Here is a 14,827-nt window from a genome sequence, read left to right as displayed (position 1 = left end):
ATTTCAGGCTGCGTTAAAAGCAGCCTGAAAACTCAACCACCCGTACTCTTCAAATTCTCCACTAAATTCCGCAATTCAATCGGCAAATCCGCCTGCAAATGCAACTTCTCCCCCGTCAAAGGATGATTCAACTCCAAAACAAAAGCGTGCAAAAACATCCGCTTCAACCCCAACTTCTGCAACCGCTTATTCGCCTGATAATCCCCATAACGCTCATCGCCAGCAATCGGGCAATTTTGCGATTGCATGTGTACGCGAATTTGATGCGTCCGCCCCGTCTTCAAAGTCGCCTCCACCAAACTCAACGCCGAAATGCCCACCGAATGCGTCAGGCTACCTGAAAACGTATTCAACACGCGAAAAATCGTGTGTGCCGATTGCCCATCTTCCGCAGAACCCACGCGCACCATTTTCTCCCCAGCCGCGCCTGTATATTTAATCAACGGCAGTTTCACATGACGATTTTCAGGCTGCCAAGTCCCCACACCCAACGCCAAATAAACCTTTTTCGGGTGGTCGTTTCGCAGCATTTCATGCAATTTAACCAACGCAGAACGCTTTTTCGCAATCATCAACAAACCGCTCGTGTCGCGGTCAAGCCGATGCACCAATTCCAAATATTTCGCGTCAGGGCGCGATTGGCGAAGCTGCTCAATCACGCCAAAACTCACACCCGAACCGCCATGCACCGCCACACCGCTCGGCTTGTTAATCACAATCATCGCATCGTCTTCAAACACAATGTCAAACGCACGCGCAGGCACAGGTTTCAGGCTGCCTGAAACCGTTTTCTCCGCAATTCTAATCGGCGGAATACGAACCAAATCCTTGTTTTCAATACGATAATCAGGCTTCACGCACCCTTTGTTTACGCGCACTTCACCAGCGCGAATAATGCGATGAATATGGCTTTTTGGCACACCTTTTAAGATTTTAATCAGATAGTTATCAAGGCGTTGCCCTGCTTCATGTTCTTCAATGGTAATGTGATTGACTATTTCTTTGCTAATTTGGGGCATTTTCTCTATAATCCGAAACTTGTTTCTGCTGCCACAAACGCAGCCTGAAACACGGTAATTGCAAGCAGTACGGCTTTGATTTAATGTAGAAAATTGTTTTCAGGCAGCCTGCATACCGATTTAATGAAAAAGCCGTATATCGCCATTTTACAAAAAAAGCACTTTGCACGTTTTCCTTTTTGTTGTCACAGAGCCTACAGCAGCAAAATTAGTTTGAAAAGATAACCATTAGACGATGGCTTAAACATTGTTAAATATAAATAAAATTACTTTCAGGCTGCCTGAAAAACAAATTTGAATAACCATTTATCAGTTGGGCAACAAACCCAATCATTCATTTTCAGGCAGCGTTTTAGTTCAAAACAATCAGTAGGCCGGGTTGTAAACCCAGCAAAAAATATCACAATTTGCAGGGTTTCAACCCAGCCTACTATTTTCTGTTACACACTAAACGCAGCCTGAAAACCTACCGTTCTTTATTATCGTCTCAACAAAAAAACTGCACACATCGCAGCGCAAAAAAACGCGCCATCACGCGAGCAGTTTCCAGTAGATTAGGTTCAACCAAAAAAGCTCAAACCGCGCCACAAATCCAAGGCGCGACAACCCTTTTGTTGCAAAACCAATCCACAAATCTCAAACCGAAAACGTGTTAAACTTTTGAAAATAAAGGTATAACATGAAACGAATGCTCTTCAACGCCACGCAAGCAGAAGAATTGCGCGTGGCAATCGTTGATGGACAAACCCTGTTGGATTTGGACATCGAAACCCTAGGCAAAGAACAACGCAAAGGCAACATTTACACAGGCGTGGTAACACGCATTGAGCCATCTTTGGAAGCCTGCTTTGTGGACTACGGCACAGACCGCCACGGCTTTTTGCCATTCAAAGAAATCTCACGCGCCTATTTCCACGACTACGAAGGCGGCAAAGTTCGCATTCAAGACGTGATTAAAGAAGGCACGCACGTTATCGTTCAAGTGGAAAAAGACGAGCGCGGCAACAAAGGTGCAGCTTTAACCACTTATGTGAGCTTGGCAGGACGCTACTTGGTGTTGATGCCAAACAACCCACGCGGTGGCGGCGTATCGCGCCGAATTGAAGGCGAAGACCGCGCTGAATTAAAAGAAGCCATGTCGCAATTAGACGTACCAAACGGCATGAGCTTAATCGCACGTACTGCAGGCATTGGGCGCAGCGCAGAAGAATTGCAATGGGACTTCAATTACTTGCTGCAATTATGGCGCGCCATTGAAGACGCAGCCGCGGCGCACAAAGACCCATACTTACTGTTCATGGAAAGCTCGCTGGTTATCCGCGCCATTCGCGATTACTTCCGCCCCGACATCGGCGAAATTTTGGTTGATAATCCCGAAGTTTACGAACAAGTGTCCGAGTTTATGAGCTATGTGATGCCCAACAACTTGTCGCGCTTGAAACTTTACGAAGACCACACTCCTCTATTCTCACGCTTGCAAATCGAGCAACAAATTGAAACGGCGTTTGCGCGTTCTGTGAACCTGCCAAGCGGCGGTGCGATTGTGATTGACCACACCGAAGCCCTTGTTTCAATTGACGTAAACTCAGCGCGTTCCACTCGCGGTTCAGACATCGAAGAAACCGCATTCCGCACAAACATGGAAGCGGCAGAAGAAGTCGCACGACAAATGCGTTTGCGCGATTTGGGTGGCTTGGTTGTGATTGACTTCATCGACATGGAAGACGCGAAACACCAACGCGAAGTAGAAAATACCTTGCGCGATGCCTTGAAAAAAGACCGTGCGCGTGTGCAAATGGGTAAATTATCGCGCTTTGGTTTGCTGGAATTAAGCCGCCAACGCTTGCAGCCTGCATTAGCAGAAAGCAGCCATATCGCGTGTCCGCGCTGCGCTGGCACGGGCGTGATTCGCAGCATTGAATCGACTGCGCTGCACGTTTTGCGCTTGATTCAAGACGCGGCGATGAAGGAAAACACCAGCGAAATCCACGCGCAAGTGCCTGTGGATGTGGCAACTTTCTTGTTGAACGAAAAACGCGCGGAATTGTTTGGTTTGGAAGAGCGTTTGGACGTGTCTGTGGTGCTGATTCCAAACACGCATTTAGAAAATCCGCATTATGAAATCACGCGTGTTCGTGAAGACGATGTGGAAGAAGATGCTGAGCCAAGTTACAAACGCGTAACGCAGCCTGAAAAAACGGAAACTGTGCCGTTTAGCAACAGCAAAGGCGAAAAGGCAACGCGCCAAGAGCCTGCTGTGAAAGGCGTTCATCACACTTCGCCGCCGCCAACGGTTGCCAAAGAAAGCAAATCTTGGTGGGACAATTTCAAAAGTTGGTTGAGCAATTTGTTTGGCGGTTCGCAAGAGCCTGCGAAGCCTAAGCCAAGCAAGAAAAATGCGAATGGCAAAGACAAAACGCGCGCGAACAACAAACGTAACAATCCAAATCGCCGTCAGCACAAAAATCGCCAAGACGACAATGCGGAAAACGTGAACGAGCGCAAAAATTCGCGTAAACAGTCAGCGCAAGAAGAAGCCAAAGCGGTAACGCAGCCTGAAAAACCTGCGCGTAGCAACAAGACGGAACAGCGTGAGCAACGTGCAAAAGCGAAAGCGGAAAAATTGGCGCAACAGCAAGCACAACAAGCGGCTGAAGCGGCGGCAGTTCAAGAGCCACAAACGCAGCCTGAAACGGAACAAGTTGCGGCAACTGAAGGCAAATCTAGCCGCAGTCGCAACAAAAAGCAAAAACCGTTGGTGGTGTATATTGGCAACGAAAAAGCGCGTGGCAATGGCAAAAATCGCCGCGATTCTGAACGCCGCCACGTGCCGTCTGCTGAAAAAATCGAGCGTTATTTAGACGTTGATGAAGTGGCGGAACGCGTGGAAGATGGCGTGGTTCATGTGTTGCAGCAAGACCCTGAATTGGCGGCTGAAAGCCAGTTGGTGGCGCAAGCGGCTGAACGTGAAAGCGTGAAAGTGTTGGTGGAAACTGAACCTGTTTTACGCGCGGTTGAGCATGAAGATGAACTGCAAACGCAGCCTGAAAACTTGGTTGCTGCGGAAACTGAAGCAGTTGAGCAAGCTGAAATGCAGCCTGAAATTACTGAAGCGGAACAAGCTGAAGTTGAACCACAATCGCAGCCTGAAAATGTGATTGCTGCTGAAACTGAAGTTCAATCGCAGCCTGAAAGTGAAGCTGCTGAACCAACTGAAACGCAGTCTGAAACTGCTGAAGCGGAACAAGCTAAAGTTGAACCACAATCGCAGCCTGAAAATGTGGTTGCTGCTGAAACTGAAGTTCAATCGCAGCCTGAAAAACCTGCCAAACCTCATTTTGTTTTGCGACCAAACGCAAATAACAATGAGTTGGCGCAAGTGGCTGCCGCAAGCGGTTTGCAGTTGGTGGAAACCAGCGTAGGCGCGATGATTGCTGCTGCAGCGCGTGTTGAGCCTGTGGCTGAACCGAAGTTGCGCCGTGCCGATGTGCCGCGTGTGCAGACTGAAGTTGTTGCTGTGGAAATGGTGCAAGTAGAAACTGTGAAGTAAAAATAAAGCTGTGTTGCTTATAAAGCGACACGGCTTTTTTGCAGCCTGAAAACTTTTCAGGCTGCTTTTTCTATTGCTGACAATTCGCGCAGTAAAACGTCCCTCTCTGCCCTAAAACGGACTTTTCAATCAAGCCGCCACATTTCAGGCAGCTTTCACCATCTCGCCCATACACTTTGTATTCTTGCTGGAAATAGCCGCTTTTGCCATCGCTGTCCACAAAATCACGCAAGGTGCTGCCGCCTGTTTCAATGGAACGCTGCAAAATCTGTTTAATCGCGGCAACCAAATCCGCACACTCTTCTTTAGAAACTAATTTAGCTGGGCGATTGGGCAAAATAGCAGCCTGAAACAGACTTTCATTAGCGTAAATATTGCCCACGCCAACCACAACGGCGTTGTCCATTATCATCAATTTGATTGCGCGATTTTTGCCCTGCAATTTGCAGAACAGATATTCTGCGGTAAATTCATCACTCAACGGCTCAACGCCTAAGTTTCGCAGTAATTCATGGTGTTCCGCCACGCCTGCCAGCCACAAAATCGCGCCGAATCGGCGTGGGTCGTGGTAGCGCAGCAACGTGCCATCTTCAAAGATGAAATCTGCGTGGTCGTGTTTGCCTACTTCAGGCTGCGTGTCGCGGAAAATGCGCAAGCTGCCTGACATGCCTAAGTGGATAATCAACACGCCTGTGTCAAATTGAATCAGCAGATATTTTGCGCGGCGACGGCATTCGCGCACGGTTTGGTTGCGCAGCGTTTCGGCTAAATCGGCTGGGATTTGCCAGCGCAATTTGGGCTGGCGAACGATGGTTTGCGCGACTTTTTTGCCATTGATGTGCGGGGCGATGCCGCGCAGTGTGGTTTCGACTTCGGGTAGTTCTGGCATGGTTTTTCTTTCTATTAATAGAGCAGCCTGAAAACATTTTCAGGCTGCCTGAAATGGTTTAATGCTTGCACCAATCGTTTGTTCTGATTTGGAATGCGGACAACACGGCAATCACGGCAACCACAAACGCGCAAGCCATCGCTAGATGAATACCGTTTAACATGTCTTGCTGCGGATTGGTCGCTTGGCTCATTTTTTCGCCAATGCTGGTCATGCCAACAAAAAACGCTGCGCCCAATGAACCGAGCAGCGCAATCGTGGCTGGGATTAACATGAATCGTCTGCCTTTTTTGTCTAGCAATGCGCCAAAAAGTGGGGCAGCAATCGCTTGGGCGATACTGGCTGGCATGAGCATTAAGCCTGTGGCTGTGCCTGTCATCAATAAAACTTGTTGCGTGTACATGGGGAGGAGTAATTCCATGCCCAAAAACAGAAACGAGCCGCACACCAAAATAATGGCGACATAACGGAATTGTTTGAACTCGAACACGCGCAGATTGAGCAATGGCACATCTAGCGTGAGTTGGCGTTTCACGAAAAAGGCGATAATCATCAAGGAAATAATCATCACGGCGACGAATACGGCCAATGGTAAAGATTCAAAATTGCTGCTGGCGTACACCAAACCGCCAAAACCTAGTATTGACGCAATCGCTGACGGAATATCTACTTTGGGTTTGGTGATGTCGCTCAGGTTTACGGTTAAGAATTTGCTCACTAATAGCATCGCCAACACCATAAAAGGAATGGTCAGCCAGAACAGGTAACGCCAGCTTAGGTGGTCAATAATCACGCCTGAAATGGTGGGACCCATGGCTGGGGCAGCGGTGAACATCATGGTAATCACGCCCATGACTTTGCCGCGTTGATTGGGTGGGAAAATGGTTAAGATGCCGTTAAACAAAATGGGGACGAAAAACGCGGCGGCAATCGCCTGAAAAATGCGCCCAAACATCAACACGGGGAAATTCGGCGCGAACATACAAATTAACGAGCCAACCAGAAAAATAGTCTGCGTAATCAAGACCATTTTTCGGGTTTCAATCCATTGAATGAGGTTGGCGGTGATTGGGATGAACGCGCCCATAATCAGCAAAAAGCCTGTGGTGAGCCATTGGACTGTGGTTTTATCAACATGAAAATCTGCCATGATTTTGGTGAGCGCGACGTTGAGTAAGGTGTCGTTTAGATAGCCGAAAAATGCGCCGATAAATAAGGTGAAGACAATGATTTTGCTGGGAAATTCTGGGTTGTCGCTGAAATAGGTTTGGTTTGGGTTTTCGTCTGTGTGGTGCATAATTGAATGGTTAAAATGAAAAAAGGCGGTATTTTAGCAGATAGGACAAAGCAGCCTGCACATTTAAGTTGCAGGCTGCTTTTTTACAGAATTTCAAATAATCGCGCCAACAGCACGTCTTTTAATATCTGACACGTTGCAGGCTGCTTGAACAGCGCAACCAAATCTGCGTCCAATTCCACATATTCCACGACTTCGCACAAACTGGAAAAGGTTTTCATGCGGTGTTTGTTTTCAAACTCGGATTCGCTATCTGGTTTGAGATGAAATCGCCAAAACGGTTCAGATTTCATGTGATACAAGGGCATGCCGAAGTTCATTTTATGATGCGAATTTTGTACCCACAACGCCCATTGTCGTTCAAATTCTTGTTTCAATTCATCGTTTAAAACGACTTTTTCTGTGTGCAGGCTGCTTTTTTCATACAACGCCACAACCGCGAGCATCAGAATAAATTTATGTGGCGATTGGTTGTTTTTGTGCGTGAAATTGGTGTGTAGTTGTCTAAAACCATTCGCGTAATAAAACAATGATTGATGATTCATTCTGCGTCCAATTCTGCTTGTAGCTGCTGCAAAATGTCGGCGGCGTTCAAATCCAGCGCATGACAATATTCCACAAATTCAAATACATCTAATCTTCTGTCGCCTGTTTCCACTTTGCCGATAAACGAATGCACCACGTCTAATTTTTCCGCCAATGCGCGTTGCGACAATCCTAAATCTAGTCGCCGCCGAATAAGGAGTTGTCGCAACTTCATGTGTTCTGTGGAGTGTATGGATAAACGTGGGTTTTTCATTGCACCAATTTTAGGTACAATCCGCTTTGCACCTGTTTTAGGAGCAAATAAGATTAAAACGATGAAATGAACCACAAAAATGACTGTTATCCCGATTCAACCCCTTTCGCCTTTTGATGAAATCCGACAAAACATTGCTGATGAATATTTAAGCACGGCGCAGCATTACCCTTGGATTGTTACGTTTTCGGGTGGCAAAGACAGCACGCTTGTGGCGCATTTGGTTTTTGAAATGCTTCTGTCGTTGCCACCGTCTTTGCGTCAGCGAAACGTGTATTTTGTTTCTAATGACACGCTGGTGGAAAGTCCGCTGGTCGTGCAACACATGCGCAACGCGCTGAATACGATTTTGAACGCAGCAGAAATTTTCAGGCTGCCTGTAACTGGGGAAGTAACTGTTCCAAAATTGCAAGAAACCTTTTGGACATTGTTGATTGGTAAAGGTTATCCCACGCCAAACCGTTCCATGCGTTGGTGTACCGACCGCCTGAAAATTCAACCGACTAGCGGCTACATCAAGCAAAAAGTGGATGAAAACGGCGCAGCAATCATCGTGTTGGGCGTGCGAAAAGACGAATCGTCCACGCGCAAAGCCAGCATTGAACGCCATCAAAATTTAGAAAATTCCAATCTCACGCCACACAATGATTTGCCCAATGCGTTTGTTTATCGCCCGATTGTGGATTTAACAACCGATGATGTGTGGGAATTTTTGGCAGCGAACAATCCGCCTTGGGGCGGTACGCATGATGATTTGATTCGTTTGTATCGTGAAGCAGCAGGCGGCGAATGTCCGATTGTGTTATCGCAGGAAGAAGCCCCAGGCTGCGGCACGAATTCCAGTCGTTTTGGCTGCTGGACTTGCACGGTGGTGAATAAAGACCGCAGCCTGCAAGGCTTTGTTGATGTAGGAAAAACGGAATTTTTGCCATTGATTGAGTTTCGGGATTGGTTAGTGGAGATTCGCAATAAGCCCGAATATCGCCAAATGGAACGGCGCAACGGACGCGTGGAATACAAAAATGGGCAACACATTCCCGGCCCGTTTACCGTTGAAGCGCGAAAAATGATGTTGGATAAATTATTGGAAGTGCAGGCTGCTTTTGGCGCGGAGCTGATTTCTGATAAAGAAATTGAATGGATTAAACAAACTTGGGCAAAAGACGTGATTAACGCCCACTCTCGGAGCAAAAAATGAAAGCAGAAGTACAAGAAAAATTAGAACATTTGATGTTGTGGCAAGATGAAACAGCGCGTTCATTGTTGCGTCAAACCGCTGTTGAATTTCAAGTACCCGAAGATGCGTTAGCCGAACTGCTGGCGTGGGAAATGGCGCAACAAGAACGTGGACGCGCCGACAATCGCCGTGCCACTTTTGATGATGTGCTGGGCAATACAGATTATTGGAAAGAGTAAAACCATGTGGATTAGCAAAATTAAATTACACAATTTCAAATCGTATGCCGATGCAGAATTTACGTTCCCGGAACCGCAAAACGGCAAAAACTTGGTGTTGATTGGCGCAGAAAACGGACACGGCAAAACCACGCTGCTCGAAGCAATTTATTTGGGTTTATATGATGCCGATGCGATTGTGCATTTGAATCGCGCAGGTTTAAATTCGCAAGAACACAGCTATCCACGTTTTATCAATCAAGCCTTATTTCATCAAGCCCAAGCGCGTCGTGGCAATCACACCATGTCGGTGGAATTGGAAATTAGCCTACGCAGTCGTGATGTGGTGCATACACTAAAAATCGCGCGTAAATGGTATTTTGATGCCAACCGCAATTTCTCATATTCTGCCGAAAATTCGCGTGAATATGCGCTTTGGTATATGCGTAACGACCAAAGTGGCAAAAAACTGATTCCTCCTTCACAACAACGCAACTTTTTTAGCCGCTTTGCTCCCCCATCGGATTACGCACCATTTTTCTTTTTTGATGGCGAAAAAATTGTGCAAACCGCCGCACAAAGTGGCGCAGGTATTTGGCTAAAAGATGCGTTGATGGGTTTGCTGGGCATTACATTGCTCAATCAACTTAAAGAAAGTTTAAGTCAATTTCGCACTCAAAATATTTCCGCCAGTGCTTCTGCCAAAGTGCAGGCTGCTTTAAAAGAAGCGGAAAGCAAATTGATTCAAGCAGAAGCCATTTTGCAAGAAGAACGCGAAAAACAAGAAACCCTACTCAATCAAATCAATGAATACACCCAACGCCGAGATACATTAACGCAAACATTGGGCGGAAGCAGCAGTATTGTGCATACCGAAGACCTTGCCAAAGCGCAAAAAGAAGCCGAAATCATGCAGCAAAAATTCCGCGATACGATGAAAGAAGCGGTATTAGCCATGCCATTGGCGTTTTTACCGCAAGCGCGATTGGATAAATTGGATTTACAACTGGAAAAAGAAGCCAACCGTTTGGGCTACGAAAGCAATAAAGACCAAATTGGCGATAAAGTTGATGATTTTTGGAATAAATTTCAAAACAGCGACAAAGTAAAAGAAGTGTTAGGGCGTTCTGCACAAACCATTTTATCTGATGAACTGATGAAAGACGCAGTGCGAGAATGCTGGAATAGCTTGTTTTATCCGCTGCCTGAAAATTGCGCCGAACAAATTGAACACAATTATTTATCGCCCAGTGCATCGGTAGATATTCGCAATCAAATCCGTCAATTAAGCGCATCGCCCCTGTCTAATATTGGCGAAATTTTGGATAACATCAGCGAACAAGAACGCATTGCACAAGACATGGCAAGCAAAATCGCCATACTCAAAGGCACAGGCAACGATGAATTAGTGGAAGAATTAGAGCAAGTTCATCACGCATTGGACGATTTAAATGGCAAATTAGGCGGTGCGCTCACCAAATGTGAGCAAGAAGAAAAAAATACCCACCGCTGGCAACTTGAAGTAGAACGACTGCGCCAAGAATCTGCCAATAATTCGCCACAGCACCAAAAATCCGAACGCGCCAAACGCATGGAGCAAATGATTGAAAGTCTCGCCAATAAATTGCTGCAAACCAAAGCCAATGATTTGGGCAACATCGCCACCAAATTGCACAAAAATATTGCACACGACCAGCGTATTCAACGCATTGAAGTACAAGCAGGCGGACAACTGGGTTTGTATGGTGGTAATGGCGAAAAAATTCAGGCTGCCCTAGCCGCAGGACAAATGCAAATTTTGATTATGTCGCTGGTATCGGCATTGGCACAAGTTACCCGTTATCACGCACCAATGGTGATTGATACGCCGCTTGCACGTTTAGACGCAGGACACCGCCAAGGCTTGTTCAACCATTGGACACGTTTGCCGCAACAAGTGATTTTATTATCGCAAGATACCGAAATCACCGCCGAAATCCGTCAAGAGCTGGCTAAACACATTTGCAGCACCTATTTAGTACGCGCCAAATCGTTGCCAACAGGTGGCGCACAGTCCCATGTACTTGCCAATCAATATTTTAATTAAGGGAAAAAAATGTCCTATCAAGTCAATACCGCAACAGGCTGGGATACAGAATGGTTTCACGAATTGATGAAACCCAGAATCAAAGGCAGCCTGAAAAGCCAAGAAGTTCGCAAAGAATTAGCCAATCAAGGCGCATTGCCCGCTTTTGATAATAACTACGACTGGGCGATGTTTTGCATTGCATATTGTTTTGCAAAAGATTTAATACCACATTTAGAAACCGCACCCGATGCCAAAGGCAGCGAAATCCCCAATTTTGAAACCTGTTTTCAAAAAGAAGCCCGATTGTGGCTGGCTTATTTAAGCGATGCCCTATTTGAATTGAAACAAGGCAAACCTTGCACGCGAGATGATTTGTATCAATTTATCCAAGATTTGTGGCACACAGGCGCAGTTGAGCTGGAAAAGCGGTGGTATACCTATCGCAAAAACAACGAGCATTCTGAATTGGACGCACAAAAACAATTTTTGGAAGAATTGGCAAAATTAGCGCAAAAACATTCCAATTCACGCAAAAAAACCGCACCAAGCAGCCTGCAAAATAATGACCATTCAGACCACGAAAACAGCATTGTATTAGATGCCGAAATCGTCAAAAAAGCCTTGGAACGCGCAAAATTAGCTGCCGAAAAAGTAGAACTCATCGCCAATGGCTTGCGCTATGGCTGCTTTCGTGTGCAACTCAAACAAGCCAGCGATTTGGACAGCAACGAAAGTAAACAAAAAACCTTACGCAGCGAACTCAATATTGCCGACCATGCTTTACGCATAGAACGCAATACCAGTTGCGGTACGCTTTATACGTTTGATTTGAAAATCTTACGTCCGCGCAAAGAATGGCGTGATTTTGGCAAAGCTGAATTTCAGGCTGCCTTAACGCAATTTCAGCGCAAAAACGAAAAATTGCCCGTGTGCATTGGCATTGATGAAGCAGGCAACGCACAATTTGCCGATTTAACCGATGCGCCGCATTGCGTTGTCGCTGGCGAAACCAAATCAGGCAAATCCGTGTTTATCCGCGCCATGTTGCACAGTTTGTGTCAATTAAATTCGGAAAAAGACGTGAAATTGTATATTCTTGACCCCAAGCGCGTGGACTATCAAGAGTTTAAGCGTTATCCACATTTAGTAGGTGGCAACGTCATCACAGAAATTGATGAAATGGTGCAAACCTTGCATGATTTGGTTGATGAAATGGAAGAGCGATATAGTTTATTGGAGGCACATCACAAAAACAAAGTCAGCGATTTAGCCGACCATGCCAGACCGCCTTATTGCGTGGTTTTAGTAGAAGAAGCAGGCGATTTATTTGATGCCGATAAATCTGCCGAAGAGCCTTTGGTACGATTAGCGCAAAAAGCACGCGCAGCAGGAATTCATCTAATCGTGGCAACACAACGCCCTGATTCTGCAACATTAAGCGGACGATTGCGCGACAATCTCAATTCCAAAGTTGCCTTGCGTGTTGGCAAACACCAATCGTCTAATATCATCTTGGGCGAATCGGGTGCGGAAGGATTAGCAGGCTATGGCGACCATTTAATTAAATGGGACGGCAGCGAAACGCGATTTTTACACGGCTACAACATATAAAAAAGCAACCTGCACTTTAATTATGTGCAGGCTGCTTTTTATTATTCCCCATTATTCAACGCATCAAATTTCGCTTTCATAGTCGGATTTTTGCGCGTCAATTTCTTCACCGTCAAATCTTCCGCCTTATCATTCGCCAAACGCAAATTATTTTCCGCACCGAGCAAATCCGCTTTCGTCTTTTCCAAATGCTTAATCGTTTCATCAATATGCTTAATCGCAGCCTGAAACTTCTCACTCGCCAAACGATAATTGCGACCAAACTTCTCACGGAAATCGTCCAGCTCACTTTCAAAGTTTGTAATATCAATATTCTGCGCGCGCATCGTCGCCACTTCCTGCTTGTATTGCAACGCATTCAAGCCCGCATTACGCAACAGCGAAATCATCGGAATAAAAAACTGCGGACGCACCACATACATCTTCGGATAATGATGCGACACGTCCACGATGCCGCCGTTATACAAATCACTATCCGCTTCCAACAGCGACACCAGCACCGCATATTCACAGCCTTTTTCGCGGCGGTCTTTGTCCAATTCTTTCAGGAAATCCACGTTTTTCTTTTTGGTTGCTGTGCCATCGTTTTCATTTTTCATTTCAAACATAATGGAAACGATTTCGCTGCCCTGCCCGTCTGTTTCGCGGAAAATATAATCGCCCTTGCTGCCTGAAGACGCATCGTTGTCCTTGCCGAACTGCGCCTGCGGAAACGCCATCGCACGCACACGGTTGAACTCGTTTTCACAATGCAATTCCAAGCTCTCGCCGACCATTTTTGTGGACTGCTTCGCCTTGAAATCTCTATAAGCTGCAATCTCTTCATCTTTAATTTTCAAAACCATTTGAAATTTATCTTGCAGCGCACGTTGTTCTGATTCATTTTTTGATTCACTCAATTTCAGTTGAGTCTCTAAATCCAGCACCTCGCGTTCTTTTGCCGCCAATGCTTGACTAATTGCCAAATCACGCTCCAAATTCATACGCTCAACCAACGCAGCATTTTGTGCGCGCAGTTGCTCAATTTCGCGTTCACGCGTTGCCAAATCCGCTTTCAGGCTGCCTGAAACTTCAGCAACGGCTAATTGTCTGTCTTTTTCATGCGATGCTAATTGGCTGTTTAATTGGGCGATTTCAGCATTTTTTTGCGCTAAGGTTTGTTCAAATTGCGTTTGTGCTTGCGCTTGTTGCAATGCCAATTCGCTTTTGGCTTGCGCTTGGTGTTGCACTAATCGCTCGTGAATTTCGGCTTGAAATTCTTGCGTGCGGACTTGGTTTAAGATGTCGGCATAACTGGCTTCGTTAATCGTGAACGCGGTGTGACAATGGGGGCATTTGATTTCGTGCATGATGGGCTTTCTATTTGTTTATGAATGATTGATTGTAACAAACAAAAATGCAGCCTGAAAAATCATTTTCAGGCTGCATTTATTAGTTTAGTTTTTCAACACATCAACCCCTTTTGGCGGCGTAAACGTAAACGCGCCGCGCGACAAATTTGGTTTCATGTTCACACCGCCAAAGCGAATGCTGGTTTGATTGCCGAAGCTGTCTTTCAATTCCATGGCTGCCAACGTGTCGTCTTTGAAGCCGATGCGGATAAATTGATAACCTGCGTTGGCTTTTTTCGGGCTTGCCAACACATAATCAATACCGTCTTTGCTACCGTCTTCTTTCAGCGAATAACTTGCGTCCAATGCGGTTTTGTTGGACAGGATTGAAGCTGGACTGTCGCCAATCGCTTGGTTTTGGTTGGACTGGGTTACTTGTTTTAAATCAACATCATACAACCAAATATGTTTGCCGTCGCCAACAATTTTTTGTTGATAAGGTTTGGTGTATTCCCATTTGAACAAACCAGGGCGCAAAATTTGAAAGCTGCCTGAGCTGGTTTGCGTTTTCTTTTTGGCGTGGACAGTTTGTGTGAAGCTGCCTGAAATGCCGTCTGCGTCGTTGTTGAATTTGCGAAGTGCATCAATGCCGCCTGCGTTGGCTGCGGTCATTAAGGCGGTCATCAATCCTGCGAATACTAATTTTTTCATGGGGTTATCCTTTCATTTATCGTGTTCGTTACACTGTAACAAGCAGCTATCTTAACACTTTCAGGCTGCCTGAAATGCCTGTCTTCTTAATGTAAAGATGATACAATTCTTCAAGTATTTTATTTTAAAACATTTTCTTCTAAAACTTTAACCCGAT

Annotated in this window: 13 protein-coding genes; 6 read left to right on the top strand and 7 right to left on the bottom strand. The window is 45.9% G+C overall.

The features are described 5' to 3' along the window. Nucleotides 1-32: 32 nt before the first annotated feature. Entirely contained in the window at nucleotides 33-1,019 is a 987-nt protein-coding gene (locus QEO93_RS10850; RefSeq protein WP_032138063.1) for an RluA family pseudouridine synthase, read from the bottom strand. A gap of 407 nt (nucleotides 1,020-1,426) precedes the next feature. Here QEO93_RS10850 and QEO93_RS10845 point away from each other — a divergent pair, with 407 nt between their 5' ends. Together QEO93_RS10845 and QEO93_RS10840 are read left to right on the top strand one after the other, a co-directional pair. Then, entirely contained in the window at nucleotides 1,427-1,675 is a 249-nt protein-coding gene (locus tag QEO93_RS10845) for a hypothetical protein (protein ID WP_032138064.1), read from the top strand. 23 nt (nucleotides 1,676-1,698) lie between these two features. Next, the gene (locus QEO93_RS10840; RefSeq protein WP_032138065.1) at nucleotides 1,699-4,569 is read left to right on the top strand and encodes an Rne/Rng family ribonuclease; all 2,871 of its coding nucleotides are present in this window, start codon (nucleotides 1,699-1,701) and stop codon (nucleotides 4,567-4,569) included. 70 nt (nucleotides 4,570-4,639) lie between these two features. On the opposite strand, the gene mutM is transcribed toward QEO93_RS10840, so the two are convergent. The 4 genes from mutM to QEO93_RS10820 form a co-directional block, all read right to left on the bottom strand. Next, the gene (mutM, locus tag QEO93_RS10835; RefSeq protein WP_032138066.1) at nucleotides 4,640-5,458 is read right to left on the bottom strand and encodes a bifunctional DNA-formamidopyrimidine glycosylase/DNA-(apurinic or apyrimidinic site) lyase; all 819 of its coding nucleotides are present in this window, start codon (nucleotides 5,456-5,458) and stop codon (nucleotides 4,640-4,642) included. Nucleotides 5,459-5,516: 58 nt separating this feature from the next. Further along, nucleotides 5,517-6,755, bottom strand: a complete 1,239-nt coding sequence (locus QEO93_RS10830) for an MFS transporter (protein WP_085815432.1) — start codon at nucleotides 6,753-6,755, stop codon at nucleotides 5,517-5,519. Nucleotides 6,756-6,838: 83 nt separating this feature from the next. After that, nucleotides 6,839-7,300: a hypothetical protein gene (locus QEO93_RS10825; protein ID WP_032138068.1), complete on the bottom strand. Its 462-nt coding sequence runs from the start codon at nucleotides 7,298-7,300 to the stop codon at nucleotides 6,839-6,841. Then, nucleotides 7,297-7,554 (bottom strand): helix-turn-helix domain-containing protein, encoded by a 258-nt coding sequence (locus QEO93_RS10820; protein ID WP_032134054.1) that lies wholly within the window; start codon nucleotides 7,552-7,554, stop codon nucleotides 7,297-7,299. The genes QEO93_RS10825 and QEO93_RS10820 overlap by 4 nt, the downstream gene beginning before the upstream one ends. Nucleotides 7,555-7,633: 79 nt before the next feature. Between QEO93_RS10820 and dndC the strand changes: the two genes are divergently transcribed. The 4 genes from dndC to QEO93_RS10800 are packed head-to-tail and all read left to right on the top strand — an operon-like array spanning nucleotide 7,634 to nucleotide 12,628. Next, nucleotides 7,634-8,752, top strand: a complete 1,119-nt coding sequence (dndC, locus tag QEO93_RS10815) for a DNA phosphorothioation system sulfurtransferase DndC (protein ID WP_032138069.1) — start codon at nucleotides 7,634-7,636, stop codon at nucleotides 8,750-8,752. Next, nucleotides 8,749-8,970 (top strand): DNA modification system-associated small protein, encoded by a 222-nt coding sequence (locus tag QEO93_RS10810; RefSeq protein ID WP_003785297.1) that lies wholly within the window; start codon nucleotides 8,749-8,751, stop codon nucleotides 8,968-8,970. Before dndC ends, QEO93_RS10810 begins: the two co-directional genes overlap by 4 nt. Nucleotides 8,971-8,974: 4 nt before the next feature. Beyond that, nucleotides 8,975-11,035: an AAA family ATPase gene (locus QEO93_RS10805; RefSeq protein WP_032138070.1), complete on the top strand. Its 2,061-nt coding sequence runs from the start codon at nucleotides 8,975-8,977 to the stop codon at nucleotides 11,033-11,035. Between the two features lie 9 nt (nucleotides 11,036-11,044). After that, nucleotides 11,045-12,628: an FtsK/SpoIIIE domain-containing protein gene (locus QEO93_RS10800; protein WP_032138071.1), complete on the top strand. Its 1,584-nt coding sequence runs from the start codon at nucleotides 11,045-11,047 to the stop codon at nucleotides 12,626-12,628. 41 nt (nucleotides 12,629-12,669) lie between these two features. On the opposite strand, the gene QEO93_RS10795 is transcribed toward QEO93_RS10800, so the two are convergent. Beyond that, nucleotides 12,670-13,977: a DUF2130 domain-containing protein gene (locus QEO93_RS10795; protein WP_032138072.1), complete on the bottom strand. Its 1,308-nt coding sequence runs from the start codon at nucleotides 13,975-13,977 to the stop codon at nucleotides 12,670-12,672. An 87-nt stretch (nucleotides 13,978-14,064) separates the two neighbouring features. Beyond that, a complete protein-coding gene (lolA, locus tag QEO93_RS10790; protein WP_032138073.1) occupies nucleotides 14,065-14,670 on the bottom strand; it encodes an outer membrane lipoprotein periplasmic chaperone LolA in 606 nt (201 codons plus the stop codon). Between the last annotated feature and the right edge of the window lie 157 nt (nucleotides 14,671-14,827).

This window comes from Kingella negevensis, assembly GCF_030177895.1.
Lineage (GTDB): Bacteria > Pseudomonadota > Gammaproteobacteria > Burkholderiales > Neisseriaceae > Kingella_C > Kingella_C negevensis.
Note: the sequence above shows the minus strand (reverse complement) of the source record. Positions and strands in the feature narration are given on the sequence as shown.

Coding starts and splice junctions, on each gene's coding strand:
- QEO93_RS10850 (WP_032138063.1), bottom strand. CDS start 1,019: ATGCCCCAAATTAGCAAAGAAATAGTCAATCACATTACCATTGAAGAA.
- QEO93_RS10840 (WP_032138065.1), top strand. CDS start 1,699: ATGAAACGAATGCTCTTCAACGCCACGCAAGCAGAAGAATTGCGCGTG.
- mutM (WP_032138066.1), bottom strand. CDS start 5,458: ATGCCAGAACTACCCGAAGTCGAAACCACACTGCGCGGCATCGCCCCG.
- QEO93_RS10830 (WP_085815432.1), bottom strand. CDS start 6,755: ATGCACCACACAGACGAAAACCCAAACCAAACCTATTTCAGCGACAAC.
- QEO93_RS10825 (WP_032138068.1), bottom strand. CDS start 7,300: ATGAATCATCAATCATTGTTTTATTACGCGAATGGTTTTAGACAACTA.
- QEO93_RS10820 (WP_032134054.1), bottom strand. CDS start 7,554: ATGAAAAACCCACGTTTATCCATACACTCCACAGAACACATGAAGTTG.
- dndC (WP_032138069.1), top strand. CDS start 7,634: ATGACTGTTATCCCGATTCAACCCCTTTCGCCTTTTGATGAAATCCGA.
- QEO93_RS10810 (WP_003785297.1), top strand. CDS start 8,749: ATGAAAGCAGAAGTACAAGAAAAATTAGAACATTTGATGTTGTGGCAA.
- QEO93_RS10805 (WP_032138070.1), top strand. CDS start 8,975: ATGTGGATTAGCAAAATTAAATTACACAATTTCAAATCGTATGCCGAT.
- QEO93_RS10800 (WP_032138071.1), top strand. CDS start 11,045: ATGTCCTATCAAGTCAATACCGCAACAGGCTGGGATACAGAATGGTTT.
- QEO93_RS10795 (WP_032138072.1), bottom strand. CDS start 13,977: ATGCACGAAATCAAATGCCCCCATTGTCACACCGCGTTCACGATTAAC.
- lolA (WP_032138073.1), bottom strand. CDS start 14,670: ATGAAAAAATTAGTATTCGCAGGATTGATGACCGCCTTAATGACCGCA.